We start from the raw sequence: 15202 nt of genomic DNA on the forward strand, positions 1-15202 counted from the left end.
GTTACGCCTCCTTCAGTATCGGTTGGGCCGCCGGGCTTTCTTCAGGACCCTTGCGGGAAAACTTGAACAAAAGATAGATATCGATAAACCCAAGGGCACTGTACAGCAGGGTGAAGCCGATCAGGGAAACCACCACCTGGGTGGCATTGATGGCGGTGGACACGCCCTCCGAAGTACGCATCACGCCATAGACCAACCAAGGCTGACGTCCGACCTCGGCGACCAGCCAGCCAAGCTGAATGGTCAGATAGGGTATAGGGATGAAGTAAATCAACAGACGCAGAAACAGCCGCTGCTTGTCCAGGGTGCCGCGCCAGACAAAGAACGCTGCCAGAACCGAGGCCAGAACCATCAGGCCACCCAACCCGACCATGGCTCTAAAGCTGAGAAATACTGGCAGAATGGGTGGCCGATCCTCCCGGGGAATGTCATTAAGCCCGACAACCTCGGCATCGAGATCTCGATAAGCCAAGTAACTAAGCACTCCCGGCACATAGGCAGCTTCGACGACGTTGCGCTCCTGCTCGGCATCGGGCCAGGCAAGCAAATGAATGCCGGCGTTGGTGCCTGTTTCCCAGTGAGCTTCCATAGCCGCCAGTTTGGCCGGCTGGTAGCGGGCCACCACCTCGGCCTGATAATCGCCGGTCAACAGCGACAGGGCGATAGCGACCAAACCAAAGTACGCGCCCATGCGAAAGGAGCGGCGGAAGAATTCCGGTTTACTGCCCCGCAACAGGTGCCAGGCAGAAATGCCCATAACGAAAAAGGCCCCCACGGTATAGCAGGAAACCACCGTATGGTAAAACTTCCATACTCCGTAGGGATTGGTAAACATGGCGCCAAAATCGACCATCTCGGCACGGCCGTTGCGCAGCACATAGCCGACAGGATTCTGCATCCAGCCATTGGCCAGCAGAATCCACAGTGCCGACAGATTGCTGGAGATCGCCACTATCCAGATCGACAGCAGGTGAACCTTTTTCGAGACCTTGTCCCAGCCAAAGGCCCAGACACCGATAAAGACCGATTCGAGAAAAAAGGCCGCCGTCGCCTCAATGGCCAGCGGCGCGCCGAAGATGTCGCCGACATAGCGGGAATACTCGGCCCAGTTCATGCCGAACTGAAATTCCAGAGTGATGCCGGTAACAATTCCAAGAGCGAAGTTGATCAGGAACAACTTGCCCCAGAACTTTGCCATACGCTTGTACATCTCGTCGCCGGTGCGCACATAGCGGGTCTCCATCCAGGCCACCAGCAGTACCAGCCCCAGAGTCAGGGGCACAAAAATAAAATGAAACATACTGGTCACGGCGAACTGTAACCGGCTCAACGCCACCACATCCATAGCAATCCCTCCTTGCACAAAACGGTTGAGGTTGACACATTCCGCAGCGGTCCGACGGGTACAGAACCGCTTCTTCGGCAAACCTTAACAGAAAACAATTACCTTTTCAGTAACAAATTTCTTCAAAGACCCCGATAATGACCGAAATCATGGTAGCTGCGGCTATATTACAGGAAAGCATTAACCAGTTTGACGGACTGTTTTGATGGCTCTGGTACAATTTACGATATGCCAAGACGCAGCAAGAATTGAGAACAGGCAGCTCTTGACTCCAGAAAGAGAAAAATATAAGGTTCTTTAGTTTTAATTTTTTAACTAACAGAAACAGGTTGCCGCAGGTTCAGATCCTCACCAAAGCAACCAGCGAAAAAATTAACTGACGCATAACAGCGCACACATTTACGGAGCTTGACTATGCAAGTCTTCGAAACCCTGATAAAAAGCCGCATCAGCTGCCGCAACTTTTCCAGTCAGGAGCTGAAACAGGAGGAAATCAAAACCCTTATCGATGCCGCAACCTGGGTTCCGAGCGGTTCCAACAATCAGCCCTGGCATTTTGTAGTGATCACAGGTCAGGACAAGCTGCGCTCCTATTCGGATGCGGCTAAAACGGCTTGGCTGGCGACATTGGAAGACAACCCCCACATGCACCAATACGAAGAGTATATTCGCGATCCGGATTACAATATTTTTTACAATGCCCCTGCACTGGTCATTGTCTACGGCAACCGGGAGTCTTATTGGCATGTGTACGACTGCAGTATGGTCGCCTATAACTTGCACCTGCTGGCCGAAGAAAAAGGCCTGGGCTGCTGCTGGATCGGTTTTGCCCACAACATTCTGGCAGAACCGGCGGTGAAAAGGGGGCTGGGAGTTCCAGAGCAATACGAGCTGGTCGCGCCGGTTATTCTCGGTCACCCCGCTCAAGCAAGAAGCAGCGAAAGCAATCCCAATCCCCGCAAGAATTTTTATATCAATTGGCTCTAGGTGTGCCCTTATATGGTTTAGTCGTAAAATAGTCGGTCCCCCCTGGAATGTTTCCAAGGGGGACCGTTATCGTTTGGCATTGATTGTTAAGCGGCCAGACTAACGAGCATCCGGCCAGGCAAGACGTAAACCAAGCAGCACCAGCACACTGCCGGCCATCTGGCCCAGACGCCCCCCGACAGCAGGTTTTTCCCGCAGCCACCCCCCGATCCAGCCGGAGCAGAATCCGACCAGACCGAAACAGACCATGGTCAAGACCACGAACAGTGTGCCGAGCAACAACATCTGCAGGACCAGGGAACCGCGCTGCGGATCAAGAAACTGGGGAAAGAAGGCGAGAAAAAACACCGCCACCTTCGGGTTGAGAATATTGGCCAGAATACTCTGCCAAAAGATCGTCCGACCTTGCAAGGGCTTTAACCCGCCTCCCCCGGCCAATTCGGTTTTGCTGCGAAACATGCGGATGCCGAGATAGATGAGATACAGGGCACCGGCATATTTGACCAATTGAAAAGCCCGAGCCGAGGACGCCAGCAACGCCGAAAGGCCGACCACTGCGAAGAAGATATGCACAAAATTGCCGAGGCTGAAACCGGCGGCGGCAGCCAGGGCGGCCTTGCGCCCCTGGGCCACGCCACGAGTCATGACATAGATGATGTCGGGCCCCGGAGTGAAGATCAGCACCACCGAGGTCACCGAAAACAGCATCAACTGAGTTACCGATATCAATTCATACCCTCCTGTGCCGAACTCACTCTTGGTTCCATCCAAAAAGCCCCGAATAAACAGTACCGAAGTTTCTGATTTGGAAACGAGCAATTTTTCGCAAGGTCAAGGAAGTCAAGCGGTTGCACGGAGGCGTAGTTTTCTACGCCGCACACGCAAACGCGCAGACTGACGAAGAGATTGCGGAAAAGGGCCGTTTCCAGGCAGAAACTAGCTGGCTTTACGCTCCATCGCAATCCGATAGTTCACCAAATCAGCAACGGTCATTACCGGCAAATAGCGCCGCTTGGCAAAATCGACTATCTCCGGCAGACGCGCCATGGTCCCGTCGGGATTGGTCACTTCGCAAAGCACGCCACAAGGCTTGAGTCCCGCCAGGCGCATCAGATCCACGGTCGCTTCCGTATGACCTTCCCGTTCCAGCACCCCACCGGGGCGAGCCCGAAGAGGAAACACATGGCCGGGCCGGCAAAGATCGGCCGGCTTGGCATCGTCGGCGATGGCTGCCTTGACGGTGGTTACCCGATCGGCGGCGGATACCCCGGTGGTCACACCCTCAGCCGCTTCGATGGTGACGGTAAAGGCGGTCTCGTAAGCACTGGAGTTGTCCTCGACCATCATCGGCAGTTCCAGTTGGCGAACCTTCTCATCGGGCAGACAGAGACAGACGATACCGCTGCATTCGCGAATCAACAGGGCCATCTGCGCCTCGGTCAAGGACTCGGCAGCGTAGATCAGGTCGCCTTCATTTTCACGGTCTTCGTTGTCGGAAACCAACACACCACGGCCGGCACGCAGGGCCTCCAGGGCCCGCTCTACCCGCTGGATTGAATCGCCGAACTGACTTAACAAGGATTGACTCATGGGAACACCCTTCTTCCATTCAGGAAAAAATCAGAATCAGGGCGTGAACAGGCAAAAAGCAGGGGCCGGGGAGAACATGGCGGGTTGCTGGCTGCCCCATTCTCTTTCGTCCGGACTATAACCGTCGGCTCTGGAATCACACCAGATCTGCTGACCTCCTTTAACGACAAAAGGAGCGCTCGCGGGCTCCCCAGAGCAACCTGGGATACCGCCGGTGGGGACTCGCACCCCGCCCTGAGAATAAGCGAGTGAACTGTAGAACGTCCAAGGGCCCGTTGTCAACCACCATTCTATTATTGTAAAGATGGGTGGCAGACAATAAAAAAGGCAGTCGCCTCGCAAAAGACAACTGCCCCGAAAACTCTGGTGGGTTTCCGAGTCGGAAACGAGGGATTTTTCGTCGTGGCAAGAAAATCAAGGGATTGCGCGGAGGCGTACATCATCGGTACGCCGTACAAGCAAGCCCGCGGATTGACGCCGCCACGGCGGAAAAGCACCGTTTCCGGACGGAAACTAGCTGTTAGCGCATATACGAGCAGCAATAATCGGTGGGCTCTTTAACCTTGGCGACGAAAAAGGAGCCGGCCGGAACCACAAAAGCCTCGCCTCCCTTGAAGGTCTTCCATTCGTTGTCGCCGGCCACCTGCACCTCAAGTTCACCGCTCAAAATTTCCATAGTCTCCTGAGCATCGGCGTTAAAACGGTATTCGCCGGGCAACATCATGCCTAGGGTCTTTTCCGTGCCATCCTCAAAGCGGACAGTGCGACTAGTGACCATTCCGTCGAAATAGACATTGGCTTTCTTGATTACCGAAACATTTTTGAATTCACCCACTGGAATCTCCTTGATCGATGACTTTTATCCATGGCTTTGGCCATGGATTATACCCAACTTAAAAAACAACTTGATTGTTATTTGGTTATCTATTGTTCACTCTTCCACACTCACCGCGGCCAATCCCAGAATTTCCAACAGATCGCTACGACCAGGACTCTTGGCAACCAGAAGTTCCTTGCGGGACTTGGGCAATCTTTTGATCCGCAACTCGGCCCTCAATGCCAGGCTACGGCACCCCACTTCGCAATCATAGACCAACTCCAGGGATTTACAACTGCGGGTAAACTTGCCGCCGCGACTGGAACGGCCACGATGTTCGCTGATCCGGCGTGAGAGATCCGTAGTAATCCCTGTATACAGGGCGTTACGTTCGTTGCGCAATAAATAAAGAAACCAGCGCTGCATATCCAGGGTCAATTCGTTTCAGCCGACACTCTTCAAGAAGCCACTTGCAAATGAGATTCGGCCAGGGCCGTGGCCAGCTGATCGGGGCAACTGGTGCCCTTGGCACCACATTCAATCCCACGCAAGCGTTCGATGACCTCGCTCACTGGCTGGCCTGCAACCAGAGCGGCCACACCCTGAGCATTGCCGTGACAGCCACCGGAAAAGTAAACATTTTTTACCCGTTCACCTTCAAGTTCTATCGTGATGGCACTGGCACAGGTACCGTGAGTCTGATAGTCAATCTTCATGCTCAGTCCATTTCAAGCGAAGACGCCCCTGTGGCATTAACCGCCATAAAACAGCCGCGGCAGCCACAACACCAGATCGGGACAATAGGTCAGCAACAACAGGATTGCGATCTGAATCACCAGAAAAGGCAATACCGACCGGGCGACGTAAATCAGATCACGGTGAGCCACGGCGCCGGAAATATAGAGGCTGACACCCAGGGGCGGCGTGCAGTAGCCAATGCCGAGATTCAAGGTCATCAGCAGACCAAAATGCAGGGTATCGATGCCGAACTGCGCCAGCAGCGGCAAAAAGATCGGTGTCAGAATCAGGGTGGCAGAGATGATATCCATGAACATGCCGATCAACAACAGCAGGATATTTACCGCCAGCAAAAAGACCCAGGGGCTGTGAATCTTGGCCACCACCAGCTTGGCCACCAGATTGGGAATCTGCTGAAAAGTCAAATACTCGCCGAACACAGAGGCTCCGGCCACTATCACCAACAGGCTGGCCGAGGTGACTGCCGAGGAGACCACCACCTGCTTGACGTCCCGCACGCGCATATCTTTGTGAATGACGATTTCGACGAAAAAGGCATAGAAACAGGCCACCACCGCCGCTTCGTTGGCGGTAAACAGCCCGGAATAGATGCCGCCGAAAATCAGTACCGGCAACAGCAACGCCCAGGCGCTCTCCTTCAGCACTGCCAGCAATTCCTGCAACGACACCCTCTTAGAGGTGCGGGTGTTGCGGCGCCGACAGAAGAACCAGGCGTAGAGGGACATGGCGGCCATGATCAGCAACCCGGGCACGAACCCGGTCAAAAACAGTGCCTCCAGCGAATCGTTGGAAATCATCGAATAGAGGATCATGGAGATGGAGGGCGGGATAACTACCCCCAACACCGGAGCGGTGGTCATGATGCCGACGCTGAAGGAATGGTCGTACTCATGCTCAATGAGGGCCGGGATCATGAAACCGCCGATGGCCACCACCGTGGCCACCGTGGAACCGGAGATGGCTCCGAAAAAACCGCAGGCCAGAACCCCGGCCATGGCCAATCCGCCAGGCAGAAAACCCACCAGGGCATTGGCGGTCTTTATCAGCTTTTCAACGATGCTGCCGGTGGTCATGATATTGCCGCAGAGGACGAAAAAGAGCACCACGATAAGGGCGAACTTGTCCATGCTGCGATACAGCACCTCGACCACGATCTGCGGATCGATGCCGGCCAGGCTCAGCCCGACCAGACCGGTGAAAAACAATGCCATGAAAACCGGAACGGTGGTTGCCAAAGCACCGACCAACAAGGCAAAAACAATTAAATAACTGATATCCATAAAAGGTACTGTTCCCGTAAAGCAATAACTGTATCTGGGTTTTCACCAAGCTCTAGTGATGGCCCGCCACGGTCAAAATCTTTCACCACGGAGGACACAGAGGAATTCCGCAAAATCAACAGTCTTCTCTGTGACCTCTAGTGGGCGGAGCAAACGGATGGTAAACAGAATTTGAGCCAAACGTAAAACCGGAAACCATATTCAAGCTATTCAGCCGGAAGGCCACGCCAATCCTCAATTAACACCAGCAAGGTGCGCAAAATAAGCATCACCCCCATCAGGGGCAGCACCGCATAAAAGAACCACTCGGGAATCTCCAGAGTAGCGGTACGGGCGAAAGGATCGTTCCAGGCCGATACGGTCATGGTCCAACCATAGCGCACCATAAAGACGGCAAAAATCAGCACCGCCAGATGACTGAAAGCCGTTAAAGGCTTTTTCAGCCCCTTCACCATCTGCGGCAAAGCGTCGATTCGAATCAGTGCCCGCTTGCGCACCGCCGCACTACAACCAATGTAAGTGGTAAAAAAGATGACCTTTTTCACCACTTCATCGGACCAATAGAGGCTAATCGGTGTCAATTTGCGCAACACCACATTGGCCATGGCGACCAGCAAGGCCACTGCTACCGCGATAAAAAGGGACCAGTCCTCGACAAAACCGAGAGACCGGTCCACACGTTTGAGCATTTTCTGCATCATTTCAGATCTTTCCGCCAACTTCAGTTACCGAGGCGCTGCTGCACCTTCTGCAGGTACTCGACACCAATCTTTTCACCCCAAACTTTATAAACCGGTGCACTCATCTCAATCAGCTTCTGCCGATCGGTCTCGGCCAGCTGAAAAAATTCGACTCCCTTGGCTTCTGCCGCGGCAATCTGCTCCTGTTGTTGATCGCGAGTACGGGCTCTACTGGCAGCACTCTCTTCAGCGATGGCTTCCATCAGGATCTGTTGCAGGTCAGCTGGCAGACGCTCAAACCAGGCCTTGTTCATCAGGTGAATAAACAACCCCTGAGCATAATCGATCTGAGTCAGGTAACGAGCCACTTCAAACTTGCGGGTCAAGTTGCAAACGATGGGAGTGTGATCAAGACCATTAATAACACCGGTCTGCAGCGCTTGAGGCACATCACCCCAGGGCATAACGGTGAACTTTAATCCCCAGGCCTTGTAGATATCCGCATTAACCGGCGCCTGTGCGATACGGAAGTTAACCTTGCGAGCATCCTCCAGGTTGCGCACCGGCTCCTTGGTCGCCCAGCCGTAAGAACCGTAACCGGTCACGTCGACAACTTTCAACCCCTGGCCCAAAGCGCTGTTGCTGAATTCGCTGAACAACTCCGGGTCGTTGCGGAAGGCATCCAATTTGTCGAAACTGTCGACCACGAAGGGCAGGTTGACAATGCCCAGGGTGTCGGCCACGTTCGCCGCCGCCACCGAAGAACAGAGCATGCCCTGAATCGCTCCGAGTTTGAGCTTACTGAGCACGGCCTTTTCCTGACCGAGCTGGGACAGGGGCCGGAAATCGACATAGAGCCGACCGCCGGAACGCTCCCAGACTTTGTCCCGCAGGCGATAACCGAAGGAGACCCCTTCGATAGCCGGGTGGGAAACATTGGACAACAGGTAAGTATATTCAGCACCGCTTGGATCAAATTTGGGTTGCCAAGCCGCCAAAGGATCCTGCTTAGCCGCCTTTTCAGCGGCGGCTGGCTTGGCCGGCTCCTGTACCTTCTCTTCGCTTTTCTTTTCGCCCGGACATCCAACCAAAGCCGCAACCATCAGCAGCCCGCCCAACAGGATACATAGTCGTTTCATTGTCTAATCCCCCTAGTAACGAAGTTAACTGAAATCGTCGATGACCTGAACGACCCTCGTCGAAATATTAAATCCTCACAAACTCAACCGTTTAGCACTATCGCAGGAGAATAACGACCGGCCGGCCGCCGGTCAAGGTTTATATTAGAAAGCGGATGCACGGAAGACCCGCAATCAATCAGTCCCCAGAGCATCCCGGACTCGCGTTAAATAATCCTGCCCGATCTTTTGCGCCCAACTATCGTAGACCGGCTGCGAAAGCTTGATGAGTTGCTGACGATCGGCCGGGGCAAGTTGAAAGACCTGAACCCCGCGATTTTGTGCTGCGACAAGCTCCTGTTCCTGCTGATCCCGGGTCAGAGCCCGTGCCTTGGCGCTTTCTTCTTTGATGGCCTGCAACAGGATGGCTTGCAGATCGTCCGGCAAACCTTCCAGCCAGCGTTTATTGAGCAAATGGATATAGAGTCCTTGAGCATAGTCGAGCCGGGTGAAATTATTGGCGAAGTTGAACTTTTTGGTGATACTGCAAACGATAGGAGTATGGTCGAGACCGGTGACCACACCGGTTTGCAGAGCCTGAGGCACATCGGGCCAGGGCATAACCGTAAATTTAAGATCCCAAGCCTTGTAACTGTCGATATTTACCGGCGCCTGAGCTACTCGAAAATTGACCCGCCGAGCCTCTTCAAGAGTTCGAACCGGCTCCTTGGTAGCCCAGCCATAGGTGCCGTATCCGGTAAAGTCCACCGCAAGGATACCCTGTCCGGCAGCAGCATCGCGGAAATCATCGAATAATGCAGGGGTATTTCGGAAAGTTTCAAGTTTTTCAAAGCTGTCGACGACAAAGGGCAAATTCACCACGCCGAGCTTGTCGGCTACGTTAACGGCCGCTACAGACGAACAGAGCATGCCTTGCACCGCACCAAGTTTGAGCTTCTTGATGACATCTTTTTCCCCTCCCAGTTGGGCCATGGGGCGAAAGTCGACGTACAAACGACCGCCAGAGCGCTTCCAGACCTTGTCGCGGATATGGTAACCGACGGCAATCCCCTCAATGGCCGGGTGGTCGACATTGGAAAGGATATAGGTATAGTCAGCTCCCTTCGGATCAAAAGAGGGTTGCCAGGCCGCCAAGGGGTCTTTCGCTACTTCCTTCGCCGCCGGTGGCGCTTCCTGTTTAGCCGACAGATCCGTTTCTTGCTTGCAGCCTGTCAAACCGCACAACACCACCAACAATCCCAGCCCCACCATCAACATCTGCCGAAAGCACTTCATTCCCACCTCCATCGATTTAAGTACAACTATTGCCACGTCATTGTGGAACAGCGCCTGGCAGCATAAAACAGCCGCCGTTATCCAGTAAAGAACATTTCATCTTTGCTTGCTGCAACCACCACCCAAGTTCGACACCACAGGGCCTATGCGCAGCTTCCTTCTGTTTAATAGCTATGCTAGCATGGGCTCTATGCAAGCCCATCGCGAGGATTTTTTCGACACCCATGTGCATCTCGACCGCCTGCCTGACGAGCTCGATCCGGCCACAGAGATCGGCTGTGCCCAGCGAAAAGGCATCGGTCGTTTTCTGCTGCCCGGCATCGAGCCGCAAAACTGGCCGGGGTTACTGGAAATAGCCACTACCCTTCCCGGCTGCCTGACGGCTCCCGGGGTTCACCCCCTGGCAGCCCACCTGTGGAACGACGACATCGCGAGCCAACTCAGGACGCTGGTCGACCGGCCACAGGTAGTCGCCATCGGGGAGATCGGCCTCGACGGCCACCTTGAGCACCCGGTGGCCGAAATCCAGGAACAGGCCCTGCGCGGCCAGTTGCGCCTGGCCCGGCAGGCTGGACTTCCGGTGCTGCTGCACTGCCGAAAGGCCAACGGCAGGCTGCTGGATATTCTGCGCCAAGAACAGGCAGCCGATTATGGCGGCATCTGGCACGCCTTTTCCGGCAGTCAGGAAACTGCCCTTGCCGCTATTAAATTAAATTTTGCCATCGCCTTCGGCGGCCCTCTGACCTGGCCCGACGCCCGCCGTGGGCCCGAAGTGCTAAAAGCCCTGCCTGCCGAATGGATCGTACTGGAGAGCGACGCGCCGGATCTGGCTCCGCACCCACATCGCGGCGAGACGAACAGACCGTCCTATCTCAGCCTGGTTGCCGAACGGGTTGCAAACTTGCGGGGCTGGAGCCTGGCGGAAACTGCTAGCATTACCACGGCCAACGCCTGCCGGGTACTAAGATTGAAGTGAGCGCATTGTTTGTCGATAATCTTAACCCTGCCAGGAGGCATAAGACCTTAAGGCAACAAGCCTTACACCACGAAGGACACGAAGATCACGAAGGAACCCAGCCCCGTCAATAGGCAGGTTGGGCCCTCTTCGTGTACTTCGTGCTCTTCGTGGTAAGAATGCCTTGTTTTTAACAAACTGATCGCTAGACTTTCGCAAGAGCTTAAGGCCTATACATTCCAAGCAATTTCCGCAATACAGCAAGATTTCGATAGTATTAATCCACACAAGGAGCCAGCTTTACAGATATGGAACATCACCGCTTTGAACGTCTAGAACTGCTGGTCGGCAGCGACGGCCTGCAACGGTTAAAAAATGCCTCCGTGGCCGTAGTCGGGGTCGGAGGGGTCGGCAGCTACACCGTCGAGGCCCTGGCCCGGGCCGGCATCGGCCGTCTCACTTTGATCGATTTCGACCGTATTGCCCTCAGCAACATCAATCGCCAGATCCATGCCCTGGAGCAGACCGTCGGCCAAACCAAGGTGGAAGCTATGGCAAAGCGCTGCCTGTCTATTAATCCGGAAATCGAAGTTCGGCCCATCGAGGCCTTTTTCAGCGCCGACACCTCTGCCGAACTGCTGGACGGCGGCTACGACTACCTGTGCGACTGCATCGACAGCATTACCGCCAAGCTGCACCTGATTGAAAGCTGCATGAACAGTTCCATCCCCGTCATCTCGGCCATGGGCGCAGCCAACAAGCTCGACCCTACCCTGATCCGGGTCGGCGACCTGGCCCGCACCCAGAAGTGCCGCATGGCGCGCATCATGCGCAAAGAACTGGGCCGAAGGGGCATCCGCCGGGGGGTGAAGGTGGTCTACTCCCTGGAAGAATTCCGTCCCCTCGCCGCAGAGATGCCGCAAGGGGATGGCACAGACGACGACCATCGGCCACGCGTCACCCTCGGCAGCTCTTCCTACATTCCGCCCATATTCGGCCTGACCATGGCCGGCGAAGTGATTCAAGAACTGCTCGGCGGGGATCAGACGTGACCGCCACCTTTGCCTGGCAATGCGGATTTCTGGCGTTGATAGGCCTGCTGGCCGGATTCATCAATGTTCTGGCCGGCGGGGGTTCCTTGTTGACCCTGCCGACGTTGATCTTTCTCGGCCTGCCCGCGGCCACCGCCAACGGCACCAACCGCATTGCTATTCTCAGCCAGAACATCTTTGCCGCCTCCTCCTTTCGTCGTCACGGCGTACTTCCTCTTCGCCTCGCCCTGCTCTGCACCGTCCCGGCCCTGGCAGGCAGTTATTTTGGCGCCAACCTGGCCATAACCATCGACGAGCAACTCTTCCAGCGCCTGCTGGCCGTCATCATGATCGGTGTCCTGGTTTTTAACACCCTCGACCCCATGAAACGCTGGCGCTGCGCAGAGCTACATCTCAATCGCTGGCGCATTGCCGCATTGCTGCTCTGTTTTTTTGCCATCGGCGTTTATGGCGGTTTCGTTCAGGCCGGTGTGGGCTTTCTGATCATCAGCGCCCTGCTGGCCCAAGGCCTTGACCTGGTACGAATCAATGCGATCAAGGTATTCGTTGTCGGCATTTTCACTCTCGTCGCCCTGGCGGTCTTCATTCAACACCAGCAAGTCAACTTCGGTCTTGGTCTGGCCCTGGCCGCCGGAAACTCCATCGGCGGCACCATCGCCACCCGCATGGCGATAAACAAAGGGCACGATTGGATTAAAAATGTCGTCTCCCTTACCATCTTATGCTTTGCCATCAAACTACTGCTTGCCTAATTCGTTCAGCACCCTTCAAATTCACTCGTAAAAACAAGGCAGTAACAAAAAATTATTCCCCACCGACCTTTGCATTCCCAACATCTCTGGTATAATCGACAACAATTTGACCAATCGACACTTACGACCGCCAAAAAACTATAATCTTTTTTAGAACGATATTTGATATTTTTCACCAAACAGGGGAGCGCAGCTCAAACCATTCCCTCCAGGTGACATTGGGGACAAATATCAAAACCGTGAAACACCCGGAAAAACACTGAAGAAAAAAACATCCTGTCAACCAAGAGGAAGGGGCATAGCCAATAATTTTAAACCCTTCCACCCCTTGCCGGATGACACCTGTTGATATCCGGCGTACTGACATTGGCCCCTGGACATACCGGAGACAGCATAACAACTGTTCTATTTTGGCGCTTTTTGTATTTTTTGCGCACATTTTGCACCAGCAGCCTTTTTGAAAAACATGGAACTTTGGCGTCTTTTTGACAAAATACCCTAGGGTTTCAAGTAGATATGCCCATTGCAACAATTCTGGGCACATGGCACCGAAATTGCCCTTGTTAAAACAGCTGTTTATTTATAAAATGCAAAGCAATCTTTTCCCGAAAGGAGGTGCGCTACCCAAACAGGCAAACTCCGTAAAATGACCAACCGGTTCCCGTGTCACACCCCGGCCGGGAACCCGCGACTTTTGGTATGAACTGATCTCGACTAGCTGCCGTACCCGGGAAAAAGATGCCCCCCAAGCTCTTTTTCTGGTAGTTCAGCAGAACAGTTCCCCACCCGAGAGTCGGCAAAGAGAGAAAAAGATGGAGGTTTTTGGACCGGACTTCGAAAGAAGTTCTGCAGGCGACCCATCCCACCGCTTGCACATTCGACAAACCGTGTATATCTATGTAATCAGGAGGCTACACAAGATGAGATTTACTAAGATTTCTGTACTGGCCCTTTTGGCGGCCATGATGTTCTTCGCATCCACCGCATCCGCAGCCATCGTAATCGGCGGCGCAGACGGCTGGTCCTTCAGCACCGACGGTATGGTTAACCTGTTCGCCACCTATCAGAGCGCCGACGATACCCCTGCCGGTGTCAATACTGGCTACGCCATTGACCAGGACGGTTTCCGTATCAAAAACGGTTTCTTGCCGAACATCCTGGCCTTCAACATCAAAGCCCCGACCATGAAGGGCCTGGACATGGGCGCCCGCGTTGGCTTCTACCCCGGGTCCGCCCACGAAAATGGCAAGAACGCCCGTTTCGACAGCCAAATCGACCTGCGTGAAGTCTTCTTCACCATCGACGGCGACTTCGGTCAATTCATGATCGGTAAAGGCCTGAGCTTGTTCATGGGCCAGAACCTGCTTACCGAGCAAACCCTGATGGGCGCCGGCCGCCTCGGCACCGCCCTCAACGCCGGACTGGGTGTAACCCTCGGCCGCATCGGCTACGGCTACCTCTACCCCAACTTCAATGCCCAGATTCGCTATACCACCCCCGACATGGGCGGTTTTAAGGCAGCTGTTGCCCTCTATGACCCTAGCGTTATCAATGGTGGCGGCGGCGGACAAAATGCCGATGGCACCCTGGTTACCACTGTGTCTGCCAGCGAAACCAAACTTCCCCGCGTGGAAGGTGAACTGTCCTACGCCGGTACCTACGGCAACGGCAACACCCTCAAGCTTTACACCAACGGCATGTGGCAAGAAGCCGACTTCACTACCGCATTAGCAGATGGCACTGACGACGTCACCGCATGGGGCGTCAGCGGCGGCTTCGTAACCGGCATGGGTGGATTCGAACTGTCCGGCTCCATATTCACCGGTGAAGCCCTCGGTACTGCCACCATGCTTGACACCGACTCCCTTGACGCAGCCGGCGAAGAACGCGAAACCTGGGGCTACATCGCCCAGCTGACCTACACCATGGCCAACGAAGGCAAGACCAAGTTCGGTGTCAGCTACGGCGCCAACGAAATGGACGAAACCGACGCTGATAAAACCGATCGACTAGATAACGACGCTGCCTTCCTCGAGTCCCAGTCCATGCTGACCTTCATGGTCACCCAGGACATCACCTCCAACCTCAAGCTCGTAGGCGAAATCAGCTTCTTGGAGCATGAGTGGCAGAACGGCAAAGACTGGAACGCTGAAATGTTCTCCGTCGGCACCTTCTTCCTCTGGTAAACAACACTGCTGATATTTGAAGCAGAAGGGGACTTGCAAGCAGGAAATCAGCTGTTACCATGAAACCATGCTTACTGTAATTCCGACAGTTTGAATCAAAAGTCTCGAACGAAAGGATGACCATCATGCGTAAACTGGTTGCACTGACAACATTGGTTCTGGCCCTCGCGGCATTTGGTTGCACGCCAGCCAAAAAGATGCCCAGCGACAAGACCCTGATCAAATGCACGACCTGCGGTGTGGAATTTACCGTAGAGGAAGGCATGAGCGCTTATGAGTCGGCCCACGGACATTAATAAGGCTGACCTATAAGGTGTTTATCAAGCGGGCCGGGAAACCGGCCCGCTTTTTATGTCGATACCATCCCTGAAATAACCAAAAACTG

Annotated in this window: 16 protein-coding genes and 1 riboswitch; of the genes, 6 read left to right on the forward strand and 10 right to left on the reverse strand. The window is 54.4% G+C overall.

Annotated elements, in window-relative coordinates:
• Position 1: 1 nt before the first annotated feature.
• Positions 2-1345 carry a cytochrome ubiquinol oxidase subunit I gene (locus tag A7E78_RS09010; RefSeq protein ID WP_072283906.1) on the reverse strand — a complete coding sequence of 448 codons (1344 nt, stop codon included), beginning with the start codon at positions 1343-1345 and terminating at the stop codon, positions 2-4.
• 414 nt (positions 1346-1759) lie between these two features.
• Here A7E78_RS09010 and A7E78_RS09015 point away from each other — a divergent pair, with 414 nt between their 5' ends.
• Positions 1760-2332 carry a nitroreductase family protein gene (locus tag A7E78_RS09015; RefSeq protein WP_072283907.1) on the forward strand — a complete coding sequence of 191 codons (573 nt, stop codon included), beginning with the start codon at positions 1760-1762 and terminating at the stop codon, positions 2330-2332.
• Positions 2333-2431: 99 nt separating this feature from the next.
• Here the strand turns inward: A7E78_RS09015 and A7E78_RS09020 are convergent, their stop codons facing one another.
• From A7E78_RS09020 to A7E78_RS09060, 9 genes are all read right to left on the reverse strand, one after another.
• Positions 2432-3061 carry a LysE family translocator gene (locus A7E78_RS09020; protein ID WP_145924875.1) on the reverse strand — a complete coding sequence of 210 codons (630 nt, stop codon included), beginning with the start codon at positions 3059-3061 and terminating at the stop codon, positions 2432-2434.
• A 207-nt stretch (positions 3062-3268) separates the two neighbouring features.
• Positions 3269-3922: a 3,4-dihydroxy-2-butanone-4-phosphate synthase gene (gene ribB, locus A7E78_RS09025; protein ID WP_072283909.1), complete on the reverse strand. Its 654-nt coding sequence runs from the start codon at positions 3920-3922 to the stop codon at positions 3269-3271.
• Between the two features lie 94 nt (positions 3923-4016).
• Positions 4017-4168, reverse strand: a riboswitch (FMN riboswitch).
• A 274-nt stretch (positions 4169-4442) separates the two neighbouring features.
• The gene (gene ppnP, locus A7E78_RS09030) at positions 4443-4757 is read right to left on the reverse strand and encodes a pyrimidine/purine nucleoside phosphorylase (RefSeq protein WP_072283910.1); all 315 of its coding nucleotides are present in this window, start codon (positions 4755-4757) and stop codon (positions 4443-4445) included.
• Positions 4758-4853: 96 nt separating this feature from the next.
• Positions 4854-5165 (reverse strand): GIY-YIG nuclease family protein, encoded by a 312-nt coding sequence (locus tag A7E78_RS09035; RefSeq protein WP_072285108.1) that lies wholly within the window; start codon positions 5163-5165, stop codon positions 4854-4856.
• A gap of 32 nt (positions 5166-5197) precedes the next feature.
• Positions 5198-5455: a TIGR03905 family TSCPD domain-containing protein gene (locus A7E78_RS09040; RefSeq protein WP_072283911.1), complete on the reverse strand. Its 258-nt coding sequence runs from the start codon at positions 5453-5455 to the stop codon at positions 5198-5200.
• 36 nt (positions 5456-5491) lie between these two features.
• Positions 5492-6778 carry a TRAP transporter large permease gene (locus A7E78_RS09045; RefSeq protein ID WP_072283912.1) on the reverse strand — a complete coding sequence of 429 codons (1287 nt, stop codon included), beginning with the start codon at positions 6776-6778 and terminating at the stop codon, positions 5492-5494.
• 206 nt (positions 6779-6984) lie between these two features.
• Positions 6985-7479 (reverse strand): TRAP transporter small permease, encoded by a 495-nt coding sequence (locus tag A7E78_RS09050; protein WP_072283913.1) that lies wholly within the window; start codon positions 7477-7479, stop codon positions 6985-6987.
• A 20-nt stretch (positions 7480-7499) separates the two neighbouring features.
• A complete protein-coding gene (locus A7E78_RS09055; RefSeq protein WP_072283914.1) occupies positions 7500-8597 on the reverse strand; it encodes a TRAP transporter substrate-binding protein in 1098 nt (365 codons plus the stop codon).
• A 174-nt stretch (positions 8598-8771) separates the two neighbouring features.
• The gene (locus A7E78_RS09060; RefSeq protein WP_072283915.1) at positions 8772-9872 is read right to left on the reverse strand and encodes a TRAP transporter substrate-binding protein; all 1101 of its coding nucleotides are present in this window, start codon (positions 9870-9872) and stop codon (positions 8772-8774) included.
• 190 nt (positions 9873-10062) lie between these two features.
• On the opposite strand from A7E78_RS09060, the gene A7E78_RS09065 reads away from it, so the two are divergent.
• The 5 genes from A7E78_RS09065 to A7E78_RS15055 all read left to right on the forward strand — a co-directional run bounded on the left by A7E78_RS09065 (position 10063) and on the right by A7E78_RS15055 (position 15113).
• Positions 10063-10848 (forward strand): TatD family hydrolase, encoded by a 786-nt coding sequence (locus tag A7E78_RS09065; RefSeq protein ID WP_072285109.1) that lies wholly within the window; start codon positions 10063-10065, stop codon positions 10846-10848.
• A gap of 287 nt (positions 10849-11135) precedes the next feature.
• A complete protein-coding gene (locus tag A7E78_RS09070) occupies positions 11136-11879 on the forward strand; it encodes a tRNA threonylcarbamoyladenosine dehydratase (RefSeq protein ID WP_072283916.1) in 744 nt (247 codons plus the stop codon).
• Positions 11876-12631: a sulfite exporter TauE/SafE family protein gene (locus A7E78_RS09075; protein WP_072283917.1), complete on the forward strand. Its 756-nt coding sequence runs from the start codon at positions 11876-11878 to the stop codon at positions 12629-12631. The genes A7E78_RS09070 and A7E78_RS09075 overlap by 4 nt, the downstream gene beginning before the upstream one ends.
• A gap of 920 nt (positions 12632-13551) precedes the next feature.
• Positions 13552-14817: a porin family protein gene (locus A7E78_RS09080; protein WP_072283918.1), complete on the forward strand. Its 1266-nt coding sequence runs from the start codon at positions 13552-13554 to the stop codon at positions 14815-14817.
• A 125-nt stretch (positions 14818-14942) separates the two neighbouring features.
• Positions 14943-15113: a hypothetical protein gene (locus A7E78_RS15055; protein WP_158516093.1), complete on the forward strand. Its 171-nt coding sequence runs from the start codon at positions 14943-14945 to the stop codon at positions 15111-15113.
• Positions 15114-15202 lie beyond the last annotated feature (89 nt).

The organism is Syntrophotalea acetylenivorans (assembly GCF_001887775.1).
In the GTDB taxonomy this organism is placed as follows: Bacteria; Desulfobacterota; Desulfuromonadia; order Desulfuromonadales; family Syntrophotaleaceae; genus Syntrophotalea_A; species Syntrophotalea_A acetylenivorans.